The organism is Stenotrophomonas sp. SBJS02, assembly GCF_020428325.2.
Classification (GTDB): domain Bacteria; phylum Pseudomonadota; class Gammaproteobacteria; order Xanthomonadales; family Xanthomonadaceae; genus Stenotrophomonas; species Stenotrophomonas africana.
In genome coordinates, this window is record NZ_CP109812.1 from 3,962,375 (window position 1) to 3,981,872 (window position 19,498).

General features: G+C 65.0%; 13 protein-coding genes, 2 pseudogenes and 1 riboswitch. Of the genes and pseudogenes, 5 read left to right on the forward strand and 10 right to left on the reverse strand.

Features of this window, described 5'->3' with window-relative positions; genetic code table 11:
- Positions 1 to 69: 69 nt before the first annotated feature.
- The 3 genes from FQS62_RS18330 to FQS62_RS18340 all read right to left on the reverse strand — a co-directional run bounded on the left by FQS62_RS18330 (position 70) and on the right by FQS62_RS18340 (position 2,153).
- Positions 70 to 1,002: a FecR family protein gene (locus FQS62_RS18330; protein WP_049444431.1), complete on the reverse strand. Its 933-nt coding sequence runs from the start codon at positions 1,000 to 1,002 to the stop codon at positions 70 to 72.
- 104 nt (positions 1,003 to 1,106) lie between these two features.
- Complete coding sequence (locus tag FQS62_RS18335) at positions 1,107 to 1,607, reverse strand: RNA polymerase sigma factor (protein ID WP_049444433.1); 501 nt, start codon at positions 1,605 to 1,607, stop codon at positions 1,107 to 1,109.
- A 72-nt stretch (positions 1,608 to 1,679) separates the two neighbouring features.
- Positions 1,680 to 2,153, reverse strand: a complete 474-nt coding sequence (locus FQS62_RS18340) for a hypothetical protein (protein ID WP_049444435.1) — start codon at positions 2,151 to 2,153, stop codon at positions 1,680 to 1,682.
- A gap of 183 nt (positions 2,154 to 2,336) precedes the next feature.
- Between FQS62_RS18340 and ppa the strand changes: the two genes are divergently transcribed.
- Both ppa and FQS62_RS18350 read left to right on the forward strand, forming a co-directional pair.
- Entirely contained in the window at positions 2,337 to 2,873 is a 537-nt protein-coding gene (gene ppa, locus FQS62_RS18345; RefSeq protein ID WP_005410935.1) for an inorganic diphosphatase, read from the forward strand.
- A 151-nt stretch (positions 2,874 to 3,024) separates the two neighbouring features.
- Positions 3,025 to 4,146, forward strand: a complete 1,122-nt coding sequence (locus FQS62_RS18350) for an HDOD domain-containing protein (RefSeq protein WP_057501192.1) — start codon at positions 3,025 to 3,027, stop codon at positions 4,144 to 4,146.
- A 55-nt stretch (positions 4,147 to 4,201) separates the two neighbouring features.
- Here the strand turns inward: FQS62_RS18350 and FQS62_RS18355 are convergent, their stop codons facing one another.
- The 6 genes and pseudogenes from FQS62_RS18355 to thiC form a co-directional block, all read right to left on the reverse strand.
- A complete protein-coding gene (locus FQS62_RS18355; protein WP_049444439.1) occupies positions 4,202 to 4,345 on the reverse strand; it encodes a hypothetical protein in 144 nt (47 codons plus the stop codon).
- Between the two features lie 77 nt (positions 4,346 to 4,422).
- On the reverse strand, positions 4,423 to 7,281 hold the full coding sequence (locus FQS62_RS18360) for a TonB-dependent receptor (RefSeq protein WP_049444440.1): 2,859 nt from the start codon (positions 7,279 to 7,281) through the stop codon (positions 4,423 to 4,425).
- Positions 7,282 to 7,330: 49 nt separating this feature from the next.
- Positions 7,331 to 8,230 carry a helix-turn-helix transcriptional regulator gene (locus FQS62_RS18365; RefSeq protein WP_049444442.1) on the reverse strand — a complete coding sequence of 300 codons (900 nt, stop codon included), beginning with the start codon at positions 8,228 to 8,230 and terminating at the stop codon, positions 7,331 to 7,333.
- Positions 8,231 to 8,345: 115 nt separating this feature from the next.
- A pseudogene (locus tag FQS62_RS18370) lies at positions 8,346 to 10,672 on the reverse strand (winged helix-turn-helix domain-containing protein).
- A 259-nt stretch (positions 10,673 to 10,931) separates the two neighbouring features.
- Positions 10,932 to 11,603, reverse strand: coding sequence for an ion channel (locus FQS62_RS18375; RefSeq protein ID WP_088480400.1), 672 nt, complete (start codon positions 11,601 to 11,603; stop codon positions 10,932 to 10,934).
- Between the two features lie 93 nt (positions 11,604 to 11,696).
- Positions 11,697 to 13,541 carry a phosphomethylpyrimidine synthase ThiC gene (gene thiC / locus FQS62_RS18380; RefSeq protein ID WP_099588689.1) on the reverse strand — a complete coding sequence of 615 codons (1,845 nt, stop codon included), beginning with the start codon at positions 13,539 to 13,541 and terminating at the stop codon, positions 11,697 to 11,699.
- 82 nt (positions 13,542 to 13,623) lie between these two features.
- A riboswitch (TPP riboswitch) is annotated at positions 13,624 to 13,725 on the reverse strand.
- 245 nt (positions 13,726 to 13,970) lie between these two features.
- Between thiC and FQS62_RS18385 the strand changes: the two are divergent.
- Positions 13,971 to 15,547, forward strand: a pseudogene (locus tag FQS62_RS18385) (BCCT family transporter).
- Between the two features lie 565 nt (positions 15,548 to 16,112).
- On the opposite strand, the gene ggt reads toward FQS62_RS18385, so the two are convergent.
- Positions 16,113 to 17,831 carry a gamma-glutamyltransferase gene (gene ggt, locus FQS62_RS18390; protein ID WP_049445562.1) on the reverse strand — a complete coding sequence of 573 codons (1,719 nt, stop codon included), beginning with the start codon at positions 17,829 to 17,831 and terminating at the stop codon, positions 16,113 to 16,115.
- An 86-nt stretch (positions 17,832 to 17,917) separates the two neighbouring features.
- On the opposite strand from ggt, the gene FQS62_RS18395 reads away from it, so the two are divergent.
- Together FQS62_RS18395 and ilvC are read left to right on the forward strand one after the other, a co-directional pair.
- Positions 17,918 to 18,424 carry a hypothetical protein gene (locus tag FQS62_RS18395; RefSeq protein ID WP_208043773.1) on the forward strand — a complete coding sequence of 169 codons (507 nt, stop codon included), beginning with the start codon at positions 17,918 to 17,920 and terminating at the stop codon, positions 18,422 to 18,424.
- Between the two features lie 65 nt (positions 18,425 to 18,489).
- Positions 18,490 to 19,464: a ketol-acid reductoisomerase gene (ilvC, locus tag FQS62_RS18400; RefSeq protein WP_057500354.1), complete on the forward strand. Its 975-nt coding sequence runs from the start codon at positions 18,490 to 18,492 to the stop codon at positions 19,462 to 19,464.
- Positions 19,465 to 19,498: the final 34 nt, after the last annotated feature.

A 19,498-nucleotide genomic window follows, 5' to 3' on the forward strand; every position in this document is an offset into this window, starting at 1 on the left:
CGGCTGGTTGCAGCGGTGGGTGCCGACCGTTGGTCGGCACAGGGACGGTCATCCACGAATGGCGTGGATCTACTGCACGATGGCGACGCCGAAGGGAAGACGCGTAACCCGAAGACCTGCTGTTGCCGCCAACGCATCCAGCGCCTGCTCCGGGCGATCGATGCGCAATGCGGCACTCACTGCGGGCAGTCGTGACAGATCACCGCGCACGAACGTCGGGCCTGCACGATAACGCCCCACCCATTGCACGGCGTCAGCGACGCTGGCCTGCTCCAGCAGCAGCTCGCCCTGGCGCCATGCGCCCACACTGTCGGCGGCCACATCCTGCAGACGCATCACGCCGCTGCGCCCGCCATAGACGGCACGCTGGCCCACCTGCAGGTAGGTCCAGCCACCGTCGGCCGGGCTGGCCACACGCACCCTGCCCTGCCCGACCTGGGTTTCCACCCGATCATCGCCACGCGCGACGGTAAACGCGGTGGAGATGTCCTCGACCACACCATTGCCCGCACGCACGCTGAAACGCCGCTGTGCATCCGGGCTGACTTCGAACCAGGCGCGTCCACGCAGCAGCTCGATCTCGCGCGCATGTGCATCGAAGCGCACGGCGATCGCGCTGTCCGCATCCAGCACGGCGCGACTTCCATCGGGCAGTTGCACGTTCTGCACGACATGCGTGCTGCGATGGTCGGCCTGCAGCCGCAACCAGGCCTCGGGCCAGGCGACCAGCATCGCCAGTGCCGCCGCCGCGGTCATTGCCCAGCGCAGCCGCCGCGGTCGACGTCGTTTGACCGGTGTGGCCTGCGGGCGCGGCCCGACACTGCGCCACAGCGCACGCTCGTGTTCGAAGGCGCGTCGGTGCCCCGGTTGTGCCAGCCAGCGCTCGAACTCGTGCATGCGCCCCTCGCCGATGTCACCCGAGGCCAGCCACGCAATCCAGCCCCGGGCCTGTTCGGCCAGGGCATCGTCATTGGCGGCGGGCAGCGTGTTCGGCGGGCTCATCGGCTGGCGGACAGGCGCATTCAAGCGCGGGCGAAGGAACTAGACCGCATCTACGGTCCAGTGATCAAGACGTTTCAGCGAAGGCCAGCCCCAAGCTGGGGCGATCATCGGCCGCTGCGCGCCCAGGCCAGTCGTTGCAGTGCGCTGCGCACATGGTTCTCGACGGTGGTCACCGATACCCCGAGACGGCGGGCGATCTCGGCCTGGGTCAGGCCCTGCAGGCGGTTGAGCCGGAAGATGGTGCGGGTCGGCTCCGGCAGGTGTCCTGCCGCGTCGAGCACCCGCTGCAGCTCGTCCTGTGCCATCGCCTGCTCCTCGGTCGAGATCACCTCGTCCGGCCCCCACAGGTAGTGATCGGCCAGCAGGCGGCTGCGCCGGGTCGATTCGCGGCCGTGGTCGGTGGCCAGATTCGCGGCCAACCGGTACAGATAGGCGCGCGGATTGTCGATGGACTGACTGTCGTCGACCCCGCGGGCCTTGAACCACACAGCCTGGATCACGTCCTCGGCGCCGTTGTCGCCGCCGAGTATGCGCTGCACCCGGCGCAGCAGCGCGGGCCGCTCGCGGATCAGCAGTTCGGTAAGGGAGGCGGCATTGGAGGACATGCGCGGAACCGGGACGACAGGCAGAAGGCGCCGCGCATGCTACTCCGTAAATGCGAATCAGTCACGTTCCCATCAGTGAATGCACTCGGTCAGTCCGTCATAGGCGCTTTGCGACGTGCCTGGCAGCGGGTCGTGCAGCGGATTGCGAGCCGCCAGGGCAGCATGGAAGTCCTCCACCGCCGTGCCCGGCATGAGCGGTAGCCGGCACAGCCAGGTCGGCTGCCGCGCCACGATCGCACCGTCATTCCGCGATACGGCCAGGTCACTGGCGGCGAATGCCCACAGGCACTCGTGCACCGTGCCGCGCACCGCATCCACCGAACAACGCAGGCGCAGCGCCCGGATGTCGCTGTATTCGCCCTCGCAGAAGGTGTCGCCACAGATGGCATCGAAGCCATGCTGCAGACGGCCTTCCAGAGCGAAGAAGCGGTCCCAGTTGGCCTCCTGGTGCGGGTAGTCGATCAGGTCGACATAGGGAGACGCCTGTACCGGCGGCACCATCAGCAGCGCGCAGGCCAGGCCGATCGACAGGGCAGATGCTTTCATGCGGGAGCTCCTTGGGATGAGGGTTCCAGCCTGCACCCGGCGTCCCGACGTCCCCATCGGGCAACCCCACCAGCACGTGTGGGCGGCCGCCGTGCCGTACTGTCGGCCCCCTCCCCTGCACAGCGCCCGGCAAAGGCATAAAATGGGGAGCTATCCGTCTATATCCCCCACCTGGAGCACACCATGGGTCTGGAACTCGTCTCGCCCGGCAAGAACCCGCCGGAAGAAATCAACGTCATCATCGAGATCCCGAAGGACTCGGAGCCGGTGAAGTACGAAGTGGACAAGGAAACCGGCGCGATCTTCGTCGACCGCATCCTGTCCACCCCGATGCGCTACCCCTGCAACTACGGCTACGTGCCGAGCACCCTGTGCGGCGACGGCGACCCGGCCGACGTGCTGGTGGTGCTGCCGCTGCCGCTGGTGCCGGGCTCGGTCGTGCGCTGCCGTCCGGTCGGCGTGCTGAAGATGAGCGATGAGGCAGGCAGCGACGAGAAGATCCTGGCCGTGCCGGTCTCGAAGATCTTCAGTGGCTACGCTCACGTCGAAGACATCGCCCAGGTGTCCAGCCACTGGCTGGAGCGCATCGGCCACTTCTTCGAGCATTACAAGGACCTGGAGAAGGGCAAGTGGGTCAAGCTGGATGGTTGGGGCGGCGCCGCTGAGGCCAAGCAGATCCTGATCGAGGCGCACCAGCGCCATCTCGACAGCAAGGCCTGAGCCTGAACCGGATCGCTCCGGCAGGCCCTGCCGGAGCGATGCGGGTCACGTTTCACGACGACGGCACATCACACGTGCCGCCGTATTAGGTAAATTGCGTCACTTCACACGTCATCGACATCCATCGTCGAGACAGCCAGGGGAATGTGTCGTGCGTATTCTGCTTGTTGGGGATGCAGCCAGCCTGCCGGCTGAGCTGACCGAATTCATTGCCGATCTTGGGGAAGACTGGCAGCCGTTGACCGCCGCCGATGGCCAGACCGCGATGACTGCGGTGGCCACGCAGGGCGTGGATGCGGTGATCGTCTGCCCGCAGCTGCCGGACCTCAATGCCACCACGCTGCTCGGCCAGATCCGGACCTTGCGCCCGGAAACCATCCGCATTGCGCTGGTGGACGCCCAGCATGGCAACCGGCCGCCGCCGGCACGCCTGATCGGCGTCGCCCATCGCTTCCTGCCGCTGCCATTGGCGCCGGAAGTTCTGCTGGAAGCGCTGACCAGCCTGGAGGAGCTGCGCGAAGTGCTGGACAGCCCACGCCTGCGCGACGCCATCGGCCGTATCGAGAAGCTGCCCTCGCCGCCGCACCTGTACCTGAGCCTGACCCAGGCACTGGAACATGACGATGACGCCGACAGCGCCGACGTCGCCAAGCTGGTGGCCGCCGATCCGGCCATCGCCGCCAAGGTACTGCAGCTGTCGAACTCGGCGTTCTTCAGCCAGGGCCGCACCATCGCCGACCTGCGCACCGCCGTGACCCGCCTCGGCCTGTCGACGCTGCGCGATCTGGTACTGGCCAGCGAGGTGTTCTCGGCACCGACGCTGTCCACGGCCGAGCGTAATTCACTACAGCAGCGCGCCCTGCTTGCCTCGCGCCTGGCGGCACGCCTGCTGCCCGAATCCAGCGCCGAGCTGGGCGCGACCGCCGCACTGCTGGCCGACATCGGCCTGCTGCTGCCGGGCGTACGCAACGAACGCAGCGAGCCGTCGCTGGCCGGTGACACCCGCCCGGGCCACGCCGAAGCCGGCGCCTATCTGCTCGGCCTGTGGGGCCTGCCGATGCCGATCATCGAAGCGGTGGCATTCCACCTGCAGCCGCAGCGTGCCAATACGCGCAGCTTCTGGGTGACCGGCGCGGTGCACGTGGCACTGGCACTGGTCAATGGCGATCCGGTGGACGAGGACTACCTGCAACGCGCGGGTGTACTCAACAAGCTGCCGCAGTGGCGCGAGCATGCCAATGCGTTGATGGGACTGGTACCCAGCGAGGTCTGAGCCGTCAACGCAGGAAGAACCTCGAAGGCGCGCCCAAGGGCGCGCCTTTTTTGCATCAGCGCGCGCCGCAGGCATCCTGCACGCAGTGGCGATACTGCAGATCGCACAGGACCTTGGACTTGCCTGCAGCCAGGCATTCCTGACGCAGTTCCTCGCAGTACAGCCCGCCCCCACAGACGCCACCGGTCTGGGCGAACACCGCATTTCGGAACTCCCTTACAAAGAGGGCGGACCTTGCGGTCCGCCCTCCCGGTACTGCTATCGCACTTCAAACAATCAGAAGCGCTGGGTGTACTTCATGTAGTAGAAGCGACCGATATCGAAGCCACCGTAGTAGGAGAAGCTCGAGTTCGGCTGGCTGTACATGACCGGGCCTTCGTGGTTGAACACGTTGTTGGCGCCCAGCGAGACAGTGGCTTCCCACGGCAGGTTGTAACGCACCTGCACGTCGTGGAAGGTGTTCGAACCCACCTTGCGGCTCGGCTGACCCAGGGTGTACGCCGAGGTGAAGTCAGGCAGGTTGCACTCGGTATCGTAGGAGCACGGCTCCTTCATGCCCGAGTAGTAACGCACGCCCCAGTTCACGCCCAGGTTGCCCAGGGTCCAGTCGACGTTGAGGTTCGAACGGACGCGGAAGTTGGCACCCCAATCGCCGGTCGCCCAGCTGTTGTGCTGCTCGACCGGGGTTTCGGCTTCGTTGTCACGCTTGTACTCGAGGTAATCGACGTAGGTGGTCTTCCAGTCGATGACGAACTTGCCGAAGGAGAACTCCGGCAGGCGGTACTTGACGCCCAGGTCGTAACCTGCGGTTTCCTGGTAACCACCGTTGATCAGGGTACGGGTGACGTCGACCACCTGGTTGACGGCACGGCCGTCGGTACCGCGTTCGAAACGCTCACACGCCGATGCCACGCCCAGCACGTAGCACTGGTTGAGGATCGAGGTCACCGACTCGGCGGCGATCACGTTGTTGATGCGGATCTTCCACCAGTCGAGGCTGACGTCCAGGCCCTGCACGAAGTTCGGGCTGTACACCAGGCCGGCGGTCCAGGTCTTGGAGGTTTCCGGCTTCAGTTCCGGGTTGGAGCCCGACTCGAAAGCGCTGTAGGACTGGGTCCCCGGGCCGGTCGACTGCGCACCGCCGGAGGTGATCTGGCGGAAGTTGGCCGGAACGCCGCGTGCCTGGCAGGCAGCCGCCACCGAGGCGTTGCGCGCGGCCGAGCCGAAGCTGCTGTCACACGGATCGGTGTAGGCGTCGAAGGTCTGCGACGTGCCACCGTACATGTTGGAGATGCTCGGGGCGCGGAAGCCGGTCGAGTAGGTCGCACGCACCAGCAGGTCGTCGATCGGCTTCCACTTCAGGCCGAACTTGCTGTTGATGGTATCGCCGAAGGTGTTGTAGTCCGAGTAACGGCCGGCCATGTCGAGCGACAGCTCCTTGGCGAACGGCATGTCGGCCAGCACCGGCACGTTCAGTTCGACGTAGAACTCGTCGAGCTTGTAGCTGCCCTTGGTCGGCTTGCCAGCCAGATCGGTGCTCAGGCCGGACTGCAGCAGCGCATCCGGGTTGTACTCACCGCTTTCTTCACGGTGCTCGTAACCGGCGGCGATGGCCAGTTCACCGGCCGGCAGCGAGAACAGCGAGCCACCGATGTTGGCGCTGTACGCCTTGGTGGTGTTGGTGTAGGTGTCGTGGCTCGGCAGGTACAGGTAGGCCTGCAGGGCCGGATCGGCCAGCGAGCCGTTGCCGGTCGAGCCGTACGGTGCCAGCGGGTTCCACGGGGTGCAGCCTGCGATGACATGACCCGGGGTGCCGCAACGGGCAACGTCGCCATCCATGAAGGACGGTCCGACCGCGTTCTGCACGTTCGGAATGAACAGGTTGCCGGTGCCGGTCTTCACGCCCTTGTTCTGGTTGTAGACGTAGCCCACGTCCCAATCCCAGAACTTGTCGCCGAACTCGAACGAACCTTCCAGGCCGGCCGAGAAGCGGAAGGTCTCCTGCTCGGACTCGGTCTGGCGCGGCACTTCGGACGTACGACGGATGAAGTTCGCGTCCGTGCCCAGCGGGTTGTAGATGCTGTTGGCCGACAGCGGGGTCTCATAGACCTCCGACTGGTACGGATAGCCAGCGATCTGCTGGGTCGCCGTACGCTTGGTGTACAGCACATTCGCGGTACCGCGGATGTTGTCGGTGAAGTCGTAGTTGCCGTTGGCGAACACCGAACGACGGGTCAGCTTGTTCTGCAGCCACATTTCCTGGCTGGCATTGGTGTAGTCAGCCGTGCCGAACTCGCGGAAATCGGCCATGGTGTTGCCCGAGCCGTTGTTGGCGCGGGTGTACCAGTTGTCGTTGCTGTCGATCAGCACGCCGTGGTTGGACGCCGGCGACCAGCCGTTGGCGTCCGTATCCGTCGGGTTCGGGTGGAACTGACCGTTCGGGTAACGGCTGAAGGCACGATCCTTCGCCCAGACCGGATCTTCCTTGCTGTACTCGGCGCCGAAGGTGATCGAACCACGCTCACCGGTCTGGCCGTAGACGAAGTTGTAGACCTGCTTCTCGCCGTCGCCCTTGTTGTACTGGCCGCCGTAGACGCTGGCTTCCAGACCGTCGAAGTTCTTGCGGGTGATGATGTTGATCACGCCGGCGATGGCGTCGGAGCCGTAGATCGCCGAAGCGCCGTCGGTCAGCACTTCAATGCGCTCGACCACCGAGGTCGGGATGGAGGCCAGGTCGGTGTAGCCACCGGTGCTGACGCCCATGCGCTTGCCGTCCAGCAGCACCAGGGTGCGCTCCGGGCCCAGACCGCGCAGGTCGACGTACTGGCCGCCCACTTCTTCGCCCGAGGTCAGGGCATCAGCGCGGCTGATGGCCGGCGAACCGGTCGCCGACAGGTTCTGCACGATGTCGCCGACGCTGGTGAAGCCCTGCTTCTCGATGTCGGCACGCTGCAGCGCGATCACGGGCTGCGCGGTTTCCATGCTCGCCTGGCGGATGCGCGAGCCGGTGACCGAAATGCGGTCCAGGTCGGTCGTGGCCTTTGCTTCCTGGGCGGAAGCAAAGGCCGGCGCCAGCGCCAGCGCGATGCCGGCAGGCAGCAGGCCGAGCCGCACTGCGGGATTACAAACGTTCATCTATCTCTCCAAGGTACGTGTTAGCAGCGTGTTAAAACACCCCAGCACGTTACGATTGCGTTGCGACGCTGTATTTGCGCGACCCAACCGGAGACTTTGCAGAATGTGGCGGCAGGAGACCGCCGTTCTCGCGGAACCGCGAAGCCGACTGGCCATAACGGGCGCGGAAGGCACGCGCGAAGCTGCAGCAGTTGTCGAAACCGCTGGCAGCGGCCACTTCGCCCACCATCATGTCGGTATCACGCAGCAGGTCAGCCGCACGCTCGAGGCGCAACCGGGCCGAAAGCGACTGCGGGCTTTCTTCGTACAGGCTCTGGAAGGTCTTGGAGAGGTACCAGCTGGAGAAGTTGGTCAGCTCGGCCAGCTCACCGATCCGCACCACGCGGTGGCTGTTGCCCTCCAGGTAGAGCCGCGCGCGCTGCATGCGCCCGAACACCTGGCGCTTGCGGCTGCGCGAACGCCCTGGGCAGCGCTGCACGTTCTCGGCCAGGCCCCGCTGGAGGCTGGCCAGATGCAGCAGCAGGGGCCGCAGAGCCTGGGCGGGCTGGCCACTGGCCAACGCATCGCGCCACAGCCGCAGGCCGACCCGCGCGTCACTGCGCCCCATCCGGCCGCGGCCGGCATACAGGCCACAGTCGGCCATCTCGGTCAGCACCCGCAGCGCTTCGACATTCAGGTTCAATCCCACGCAGAGCCCGTTGCGGCCCGCCTGCACCAACGGTCGGGATTCCTTCTCGAAGGCGATCCACTCGCCCTGACGCAACCGGAAGCGACCTTCCTTGGCCTCCACCCAGGAACTGCCACGAACCTGCATCCAGACCGTGAAGTTGTTCCCCGCGGTCTGCAGGCTGCCCAGCCGGGCAACCCCCAGGCAGGTGGGCGCCACGTCATCAAGGGCCTTGTCGAGGGAAACGGTTTGGCCACGATCGGCCAGCGAGAGTTGACGCATGGGGGCACCACGGATTTGCCAAGTACAGGCCTCCGTTTTGCCCAATCGGGCGGCAGCGTGTCAGGAAAGACAGCCGAGATCGCCACGAATTCGCGGCGAAAACCACACGAAAGAATTACGAAGAAAAATTCTTCTTCAAAATCAATATTCTGGAGATCGCCGGGAACAGTGCCGGGGCTTGCTCTGGCAGCCGCATGACGCCGATGTCTGCACCGTCACTGACCGCCAGGGCCACATACAGCTCGCGCCCATCGGCGCTGGCACTGATTCCATTGCCTGCACTGAGCCGCTGCGGGTCGAGGCAGCGCTCCGGCGTCTCGGTTCCCGCCTCGATCCTGACCAGGGTCGTGCCGCACTGGGTGGAGGTTCCGAGGTAACCGACGCCACCACTGCCGGCAACGGTCCAGGTGCGGTAGCGCCAGCGGCTCGGCCGGTCTTCACTGATCTGGCGCACGCTGGCCGACGACAACGCAGGATCGACCGACCACAGTCCACCGGCGGCAAGGCGCGTGAACAGGATCCGTCCGCTGCCGCGATCGAAGCGAGCCTGCGACACCCCATCGATGCTGGCCAACCGACGCCACGGTTGCGTGCTGCGATCAAACAGGCTCAAGCGGGTGCGCTGGTCCGCGTCGCGCTCGACCACCAGCAGCTGATTCTCGGTTGCCGCGTACAACGCCTGCAACGGTTGTTCCGCAGGCACCGGTAATGGCTGCAGGCGCTCATCGCGTGGTGAGATTTCATAGACCACCGTGCGCCCGTGCTCATCACGTCCCACCACCAGCAGGTGGCGGCTGTCGGCGGACCAGTCCGGTGCCTGCCGTCCCTCCGGCCGCAGGCCCTCGATCGGCCGCAGCGAATCCGGCCGCTGCATGTCCGCCCACCACAGGGCGAAACTGCCGGAACGATCGGAGGTGAAAACCAGTTGCCGACCATCGGGGGCGGCCATCGGCTGGCCGTCACGGCCACTGGAGGCAAACAGGCGCTCGGCGTGTCCTCCCTCGGTGGGCACCTTGAACACCCCGAACTGCGCACGCCGGTGAACGAACGCCAATACGCCGCCATGCCGCGAGACCGCGGGCCACTGCGCATCGTCCAGGCCCGCGTCGCGCAGCGTACGGCGCTCAACGTCGAGGTAATACAGGCGCACTTCGCTGTCGACGCGACGGCCGAATACGATGGTGCGTCCATCCCCCAGCCAGGCCCAGCCTCGCTGTTCCGCTGCTTCGTTGGTCAGCTGCTCCGGAGTACCGCCGTTGGCGGGCATCCGCCACAGATCACCCATCTGTGGATTGCGCACGAACACCAGCCACTTGCCGTCGGGCGAATAACGCGGCGCGTAGTCGAAGTCATCGGCATCGACGCTGTAGTCCAGGTCGCGCCATTGGCCACTGGCCAGGTCGAGCACGCGGATGCCGCGATGCGCGTAGCGCCCGACCATGCTGCCGAACACCAGCCCACGGCCGTCCGGGTCCAGTCGAAGCTGAGCAGTTCGGTGCCGTCACAACGGGTGGCCTGGCGCAGGGCCCCACCCGTGGCACTGGCGATCAGCACCTGGCAGCCACCATCGGCACTGAACCGCGCAAACGCGATCTCGCGCCCATCCGGCGACCAGCTCGGGAAACGATCACTGGCACCGGCCGGGGGCACCAACAACTGGCGGGCGGGCGCATTGCCAGACGTCTGCACCTTGATTGCTCCGCCGCCGTTGCCGTCCTCATTGGCGCCTTCGTAGGCAACCTGGGAACCATCCGGCGAAAGCGTTGGATACGTCTCGAACCCACTGGTCGCGGTGATCAGCCGGTACGGCCGCTGCGGGCTGCCGATCACACGGACACCGTTCTCGACAGCCTCGTCCACCGGTGAACTTGCCGCCGGAGCACGCCGCAGCAACAGCATCGTCAGCACGATCACCGTCACGAGCATCAAAATGCCGGTGGCCAGCAATACCTGGCGCCGCACCTGCCGCCATGTCCGGCGCAGACCCGGCACTGGCAACGCAGCACCGTCCGGGGCCGCAGCCACGGCGGCTGCCAATGGCAAGGACGGATCGGCCAACTCGACGATGTCCATGACAGGCTCGGGCGTGTCCAGCACCTGCACCGGCACCAACAAGCGGTAGCCGCTCTTGGCGATGGTCTCGATGTAGGCCTGCCCGTTGTCTTCGTCGTTGGCAAACGCCTTGCGCAGCTGGGTGACCGCCTGGGTCAGCACGTCGTTGGTGGGCAGCGTGTCGGGCCACACCTCGGCAAACAGCTCCTCGCGGGTAAACACCCGCCCCGGCTGCCGCAGCAACACTCGCAGCACACCCAGTGCCTTTGGCGTGAGCCGGCGTGGACGACGCGCACCCGCAACCTCGACCTCTCGCGAGGACAAGGTAACGACGCATTCGCCAACCTGGATACGGTCAGCGTCGGGCGGCTGTATTTCGCTGCTGTTCATTTTCCGATATACAGTAGGGACGGGCCTGGGCAGGTTTCACCAGCGATACCGTCCCCCTGCAGGGACAACAAAAAGCCAGATTCCGCACAAAGCATCGGCGCATACCGCAAAAACAATTACGCATACGAATATTAGCCTATGCCGGTTACCCCGCCTATGACGGGGTCGACACTCAGGCTCTCTCTCGCCGACGCATTCACATAATGTGCATCACCATTCGCGCCCTCTTGGGCGCGATATTTTTATCTTGCGTTCATTTTCACACGCGTCGCAGCATCGTCAATCCGACCAGCCGCGACACCACAAGCGCGACGTACATCACCCCTGCGAACTGCTCCAGCATTACCAAAGCCCGCGCTTGCGGATGCAGCGGTACTACATCGCTTAATCCCACCCCGGACAGCAAGCTGAAGCTCAGATAAAGCAGCTCCATCCAACTGCGCTGATCACCACCGCCGGTGCCGTGGAAACTGCCCGGATACCACTGCTGGCAGACGGCGAAAGCAAACGCGAAGGCCCAGGCCAGCAAGGTGAAGGTCGCTCCCGCAGCGAACAGTTCGTCCCGGGTGACTTTATGGTCCTGCAGCATGTAGGCGATCAACGCGCCCGCCGTATAGAAGTACAGCAGGCTCTCCAGCAGCTGCGCAGTGGTGAGCAGGCCGGTGCGATCCAACAGCGCGCCAGCCAGCGAGAACACCACCGAGGGAATGGCCAGCAGCAACGCCAGCCAGGTGCCCAGCGGACTGCGCTGGACCACCCACAGCGCCAGGCCGAGTACCGCCATGCCGAACATGCCCAGCGCCGCCCGGCCACCGGCGGTGTCATCGAGGGCGGGATACAGCAGCACCGCGATCAACTGTGCGGCCAACAGCCAGGCCGAAGGATGGCGGCGGGCGATGGCCAGCCAGCGGGTGGTCATGGCAACGGGCATGGCGTCCTTTCCCCTGGGCGATGCGCGGAGGATAGCCGGGCGCGGCGTGATGAACGGTAGTGCCGGCCATTGGCCGGCACTACCCGTTACGCATCACCCCTGGTGGTAGACCTCGGCACCGGCCGCGCGGAACTCCTCCGACTTCTCCTTCATGCCGGCCTCGGCGTAGTCGCGTACGTCCTGGGTGATTTTCATCGAACAGAAGTGCGGACCGCACATCGAGCAGAAGTGCGCCAGCTTGTGCGCATCCTTCGGGAGGGTCTCGTCGTGGAACTCCTTGGCCTTCTCCGGATCCAGGCCAAGGTGGAACTGGTCTTCCCAGCGGAACTCGAAGCGCGCCTTGCTCAATGCGTTGTCGCGCACCTGCGCACCCGGATGGCCCTTGGCCAGATCAGCCGCATGCGCGGCGATGCGGTAGGCCATGATGCCGTCGCGCACATCCTGGCGGTTGGGCAGGCCGAGATGCTCCTTCGGCGTCACGTAGCAGAGCATGGCCGTACCGAACCAGCCGATCATCGCCGCGCCGATCGCGCTGGTGATGTGGTCGTAGCCGGGCGCGATATCGGTGGTCAGCGGCCCCAGCGTGTAGAACGGCGCCTCGCCACACTCACGCAGCTGCTTGTCCATGTTCTCCTTGATCAGCTGCATCGGCACGTGGCCGGGGCCTTCGATCATAGTCTGCACATCGTGCTTCCAGGCAATCTTCGTCAGCTCACCCAACGTTTCCAGCTCACCGAACTGCGCGGCGTCGTTGGCATCGGCGATGCAGCCCGGGCGCAGGCCGTCTCCCAGCGAGAAGGTTACGTCGTAGGCCTTCATGATCTCGCAGATGTCTTCGAAATGCGTGTAGAGGAAGTTCTCCTTGTGGTGCGCCAGGCACCACTTGGCCATGATCGAGCCACCGCGGCTGACGATGCCGGTCACGCGCTTGGCAGTGAGCGGCACATAGCGCAGCAGCACGCCGGCATGGATGGTGAAGTAGTCCACGCCCTGCTCGGCCTGCTCGATCAGCGTGTCGCGGAAGATCTCCCAGGTAAGTGCCTCGGCACGGCCATCGACCTTTTCCAGCGCCTGGTAGATCGGCACGGTACCGATCGCCACCGGCGAGTTGCGGATGATCCACTCGCGGGTTTCGTGGATGTGCTTGCCGGTGGACAGGTCCATCACCGTGTCACCGCCCCAGCGGATCGCCCACACCAGCTTCTCCACTTCCTCGGCAATGCCCGAAGAGACGGCGCTGTTGCCGATGTTGGCGTTGATCTTGGTCAGGAAATTGCGGCCGATGATCATCGGCTCGCTTTCCGGGTGGTTGATGTTGTTGGGCAGCACCGCACGGCCACGGGCGATTTCGTCGCGCACGAATTCCGGGGTGATGATCTTCTGGATCGACGCGCCGAACGCCTCGCCCGGGTGCTGCTGCAGCAGGCCGGCATCGCGGATCGCGTCCAGCCGCTGGTTTTCGCGGATGGCGACGAATTCCATTTCCGGCGTGACGATGCCGCGGCGCGCGTAGTGCATCTGGGTGACGTTGGCGCCTGCACGCGCACGGCGTGGCAGGCTGCGCGCGGGGAAGCGTACCGCATCAAGCTTCGGGTCATGCTCGCGATCGCGGCCGAACGATGAACTCAGTCCTTCGAGCTGCTCGGTATCACCGCGCTCTTCCACCCAGCCGCGACGCAGTTCCGGCAAACCGGCGGACAGATCGATGCGCACCTCGGGATCGGTGTACGGGCCCGACGTGTCGTAAACGGTCACCGGTGCATTCTCTTCACCACCGAACAAGGTCGGCGTGCGGGTCAGCGCGATCTCGCGCATCGGCACCTGCAGATCCGGGCGTGACCCGGGCACGTGGATCTTGCGCGAGCCGGGAATGGGCCGGGTCACGGATTCGGAGAGTTGCTGGGCCTGTTGCTGCAGGGCGGAGAGCTGTGCGTTCATCGGGCATCGTCCAGGAAGGTCAGGGACGAAGCGGCGGCGCACTGCGCCCGCGCACGAACGGTCCTTGGGCGGAGTCCGGGCACGGCTGCACTGCAAAGCTTCCCTACGCCGGTATGAGCCGGATCAGGTTCCAAGGGACTGTCTCAACCGTGGCCACATGGCCGCGGTACCCCCGCTTCTTGGTGTGCATTAGAGCATAGAACGCACTGCAGCTCCTGGCTGTTCCAGCCACGCACGACGTGGATCCGCTGTTTCTGTATTAACAGAACCGTGACATCGCATTCAGTAACGTGCACGCGCATCGTGCCGCTGCGGCCGGTGTTTCCTCGCCGCCTTCGCGGCCCCTGCCCGGTCTGTGCTGCATGTCGCCGGCCCCTCGCAGCAAGCGCTGCTCGCTCCCCTCAATCCCTTGATCGGAGAAGCCCCTTCATGGTGTTTCGCGTTTCCATCGCACTGGTTCTGCTGCTGGTGCTGCTCGCCGGTGTTGCACCCGGCCCCTTCAATACCGTGGTGCAGAGCATCCTCGGCGAACTCATCCGCGGCATCGGCTGGCTGTACCTGCTGGTCGTGTTCCTGGCGCTTGTGTTCCTGATGTATCTGGCCTTTGGCCGCTTCGGCAACCTGCGCATCGGTGGCGAAGACGCCGAACCGGAGTTCTCGCGGGCCAGCTGGATGTCGATGCTGTTCGCCGCTGGCATGGGCATCGGTCTGGTGTTCTGGGGCGCCGCCGAGCCCATTTCGCACTTCAGCAAGCCACCGGAAGGGCTGGCACCTGAAAGCATGGACGCTGCGCGTGCTGCCATGCGCTACGTGTTCTTCCATTGGGGCCTGCACCCCTGGGCCATCTATGCGCTGATCGGCCTGGCAATGGCCTGGTTCCAGTTCAACCGCAACGGCCGTGGGTTGGTCAGTGACATGCTGCAGCCGATCATCGGCCGCCACCACCGCGGCTGGATCGGCCGCGTGGTCAACATCGCTGCCGTCGTCGCCACTGCGATTGGTGTCGCTACCACGCTGGGCTTCGGCACCATCCAGATCGCCGCCGGCATGGAGCGCGTGTTCGGCCTGCACGCAGGGCCCCCGCTGCAGCTGGTGATCATTGCGGTGGCGTTCGTGCTCTACATGGCTTCCACGCTCAGCGGCGTCGACCGCGGCGTCAAATGGCTGTCCAATTTCAATCTGGCGTTGGCCGCCGTGCTGTTGCTGCTGGTGCTCGTGCTCGGCCCGACCGGTGCGATCTTCAACACGTTCACCACCACGCTGGGCTCCTACCTCAACCAACTGGTGACGATGAGCCTGCGCATGTCGCCGTTCTCATCCAGCACCTGGGTGGCCGACTGGACGATCTTCTACTGGGCCTGGTGGATTTCCTGGGCGCCTTCGTGGGTTCATTCATCGCGCGCATCTCGCGCGGGCGCAGCGTGCGCGAGTTCGTGATCGGCGTGGTGCTGGCACCGACGCTGCTGGGCTTCTTCTGGTTCTCGGTGTTTGGCGGTACCGCGATCTGGATGCAGATCTTCGGCCAGGCCGATCTGATGCAGGCACTGGGCAATGGCTATGAGACGGTGCTGTTCACGATGTTCGACAGCATGCCGCTGCCGTTGCTGCTGTCGTGCATCGCGCTGGTGCTGCTGATGATCTTCTTCGTGACCTCGGCCGACTCGGCGGTGCTGGTGCTGGCCAGCATGTCCACCGATGAAGCCGGCGATCCGCCACCCAAGCGCAAGCTGGCCTGGGGCGTGGGCGTGGCGCTGATTGCCGGCGCACTGCTGCTGGCCGGCGGCCTGGATGCGCTGCAGGGCATGATCACCATTGCGGCGTTGCCGTTTGCGCTGCTGATGGTGCTGGTGATGGTGTCGCTGTACCGGGTGCTGGACCAGGAGTACACGCGGGAGCGGCGGCAGGCGCAGCGCCAGCGGCATATGATCGATGCGTGGATCGCACGCGAGATGGCCGCGCAGGAGGAGACCCAGGCGGAGGCCGCACGCGCGCACGATCAGGATTGAGGGGGGTTTTGCAGCCTGCGGCTGCACCGCTTTTCTCAAGCAACGACAACAGCAACCTCAAAAGCAGCTCTGGGTTGCTGCTGGTTTGGCGGGGCGGTGTGGGCTGGCAGGACACGCCGCCCCACCCCCGACAGTTTCCGTGTGACGGTGGGTTTTCCACGCTATGCGTGGATGAGGTGTATCGGAAAACAAGAAGGGGTCGGATCCGTTTTCCTGCGGAAAACGGATCCGACCCCAACCCACAGCACGCGGCTGTTGCCTTTGCTCTTGCTCTTGCTCTTCTTTTTTCTTTTCCTGCGGTGACGGACACGAAAACTGTCCGTGGCCGGGCGGATGGGTTGGCTGGGGGCGTGAGCCGCATGGGCCCGAGGCATGCCTCGGGCGGGTTGGGCAGGACGCCCAACCCCGGTCTTGCCGTGTGCGCAGGACAGCGCACACGAGCAAGCGGCGACCGAGCCTACAGGGACGTATTCACGGCGCCCCCCAGACAATCCACCCGCCCGGCCAAGCCAAGCATCGCTGAACCATCACCGCAGAGGGGGCTCAGCCCGGTGGCCGGGAAACCTCAGTACCCCGCCGCCTGCCCGTCCTTGCGGCTCTCCGAAGCGCCGTAGTAAACCCCGGTCTCGGGATCGCGCATGATCGCCTGGTACCCACCATACGGACCGTCGGCGAACACGATGCGATGCCCCTTGCGCATCAGCGCACGCACCGTCTCGTACGGGAAGCCGGTTTCCAGATTCACTTCACCACCATCGGTCATCGCCGTGGCCTGACCCGTCGGTTCAGTCGAGCCTTCGTGCTGGATGCGCGGTGCATCACCGGCTTCCTGCAGGTTCATGCCGAAGTCCACCAGGTTCATCACGATCTGCGCGTGGCCCTGCGGCTGCATCGCGCCGCCCATCACGCCGAAGCTGGCATACGGCTTGCCGCCCTTGGTGATGAAGGCCGGAATGATGGTCTGGAAGGGGCGCTTGCCCGGCGCGTAGCCGTTGGGATGGTTCTTCTGCAGCACGAACATCTCGCCGCGGTCCTGCAGGATGAAACCCAGACCGGGCGGTGCCATGCCGCTGCCCATGCCACGGTAGTTGGACTGGATCAGCGAGACCATCATGCCGTCGGCGTCGGCCACGGTCATGTAGATCGTGTCGCCCTCCTCCAGCTGCTTCGGCGTGCCCGGCTGCACTTCCTTCAACGCCTTTTCCATCGAGATCAGCGCGCGGCGCTGCGCGGCGTATTCCTTGGAGATCAGCTTCTGCACCGGTGCCGGCTGGAACGCCATGTCGGCGTAGAAGCGTGCACGGTCGGCGAAGGCCAGCTTCTTCGCTTCAACGAACAGGTGCACATGCTCCGGTGAACCAAACGGGATCTTCGAGAAGTCGTAGCCTTCCAGCACGTTGAGGATCTGCAGCGCGGCAATGCCCTGGCTGTTCGGCGGCAGTTCCCACACGTCGTAGCCACGGTAGTTGCTGCTGACCGGTTCGACCCATTCGCCATGGTGATCGGCCATGTCCTGATAGCTCAGGTAGCCACCGTTGGCCTTGAAGTAGTCGCCGATGGTGCGGGCGATGTCACCCTTGTAGAAGGCGTCGCGTCCGCCATCGGCGATCTTCTGCAGCGTGCTGGCCAGATTCGGGTTCTTCCACATCTCGCCCTTGCGCGGGGCGTGGCCGTTGATCGTGAACTGCTCCTTGAAGCCCGGGTACTGCGACAGCTTGGGTACCGAGCGGTCCCAGTAGTAGGCGATCACTTCAGCCACCGGGTGGCCCTCGCGGGCGTAGCGGATGGCCGGCGCCAGGTTGTCGGCCATCGGCTTGCGACCGAAGCGGTCGTGCAGTGCGAACCAGCCGTCGACCGCGCCAGGTACCGACACCGGCAGCGGGCCGGTGGCCGGGATGTCCTTCAGGCCACGGCGCTGGAACTCGGCCAGGGTGAGCGACTTCGGCGAGCGCCCCGAGCCGTTGTAGCCATAGAGCTTCTGCGTCTTCGGGTCCCAGACGATGGCGAACAGGTCGCCGCCGATGCCGTTGCCGGTGGGCTCCATCAGGCCCAGCGCTGCGTTGGCCGCGATGGCGGCATCCACCGCCGAGCCACCGCCCTTCATCACGTCCAGCGCGATCTGGGTGGCCAGCGGCTGCGAGGTGGCGGCCATCGCATGGGGGGCGATCACCTCCGAACGGGTGGCGAAGGTGTGGCCGGTAATGCGGTCGGCGGCAAAGGACAGCGCGGGCACTGCAGCCAGCACGGCGGCGGCGAGCAGGGAACGGGCAAGGCGTCGGGACACGGTCGGGTTCCGATGGAAGGGTGGTTCCCCGATCTTCGCCGCTACGGCCTTCACGCGGCATCGGGCAGAGGTCATGGACGTCGATCTTGGGGGCGAAAATCCGCCGGATTCCGCGCAAAAACGGCTCTGAAAGGAGTGAATTCGGGTTCACTGAAACACTTTCAGAGGCAACCATCCTTGTGCCGCAAGCGATTGCGCTGGATGCACTGGAAACCGATAAAAAATCCGTCGCGAGGGTTGACATCGCCGAAACGGCTATGTTTCTCTCGATCACATGTTGCATTACAACACGCCACCGCGAACCCACATCGAAGCCGCCGACACCGGCGCCGCCTCGCTGCGTTCGATTCTTGTGCTCGTACTTATTACCCAACCAACAAGTGCGGGACGAGCCAGCGTGTAAGCAACAAACACACCGGAACTCATCAAAACCCGCACCCGCCCAGGTGCGGGTTTTTTCATTTCAGGACCTGGTTTCAGACGCAACCACCATGAACACCGCCAACTTCAAAACCTGGACCAGCACCACCACGACACCTCGTAGTGGCTGTGCCTGTGCGACGCATGGCGCCTCCCCCACCGCTTTCCCCTGACCGGCCGGCACGTCACCTCGACGACCGGCCGTTCTTTTTTCTTCCCACCGCAAGGAACCTCCCCCATGAGCACCAACGACCTGCCCCAGACCAAGATCGCCGTCATCGGCTACGGCAGCCAGGGCCGCGCCCACGCACTGAACCTGCGCGAATCCGGCTTCGACGTGGTGGTAGGCCTGCGTCCGGGTGGCCCGACCGAAGTCAAGGCACAGGCCGATGGCTTCACCGTGAAAGCACCGGCCGATGCGGTGAAGGATGCGGACCTGGTTGCCGTGCTGACGCCGGACATGGTGCAGAAGAAGCTCTACGACGACGTGCTGGCTGCGAACATGAAACAGGGTGCGGTGCTGTTGTTCGCGCACGGCCTGAACGTGCACTTCGACATGATCAAGCCGCGCGAGGACCTCGATGTCGTGCTGGTCGCGCCCAAGGGCCCGGGCGCGCTGGTGCGTCGCGAGTATGAAATCGGCCGTGGCGTGCCGTGCATCTGGGCGGTCTACCAGGACAAGAGCGGCAAGGCGGCCGAGTACGCCCTGGCCTATGCGGCCGGCCTCGGCGGCGCCCGCGCCAACCTGATCCAGACCACCTTCAAGGAAGAGACCGAGACCGATCTGTTCGGCGAGCAGGCGGTGCTGTGCGGCGGTGCCTCGGCGCTGGTGCAGGCCGGATTCGAGACCCTGGTCGAAGCCGGCTACCAGCCGGAGATCGCCTATTACGAAGTACTGCACGAACTGAAGCTGATCGTGGACCTGTTCTATGAAGGCGGTATCTCGCGCATGTTGGAGTTCATCTCCGAGACCGCGCAGTACGGCGACTACGTCAGCGGCCCGCGCGTGATCGACGCCGGCACCAAGGAACGCATGAAGGAGGTGCTGAAGGACATCCAGGACGGCACCTTCACCAAGAACTGGGTGGCCGAGTACGAAGCGGGCCTGCCGAACTACAACAGGTTCAAGCAGGCCGACCTGGAGCACCCGATCGAAAAGGTGGGCAAGGAGCTGCGCGCCAAGATGGTCTGGTTGCAAGGACAGGCCGCGTAACCACGCGGCCTCCCCCACCCGCTTTGCAAGGTTC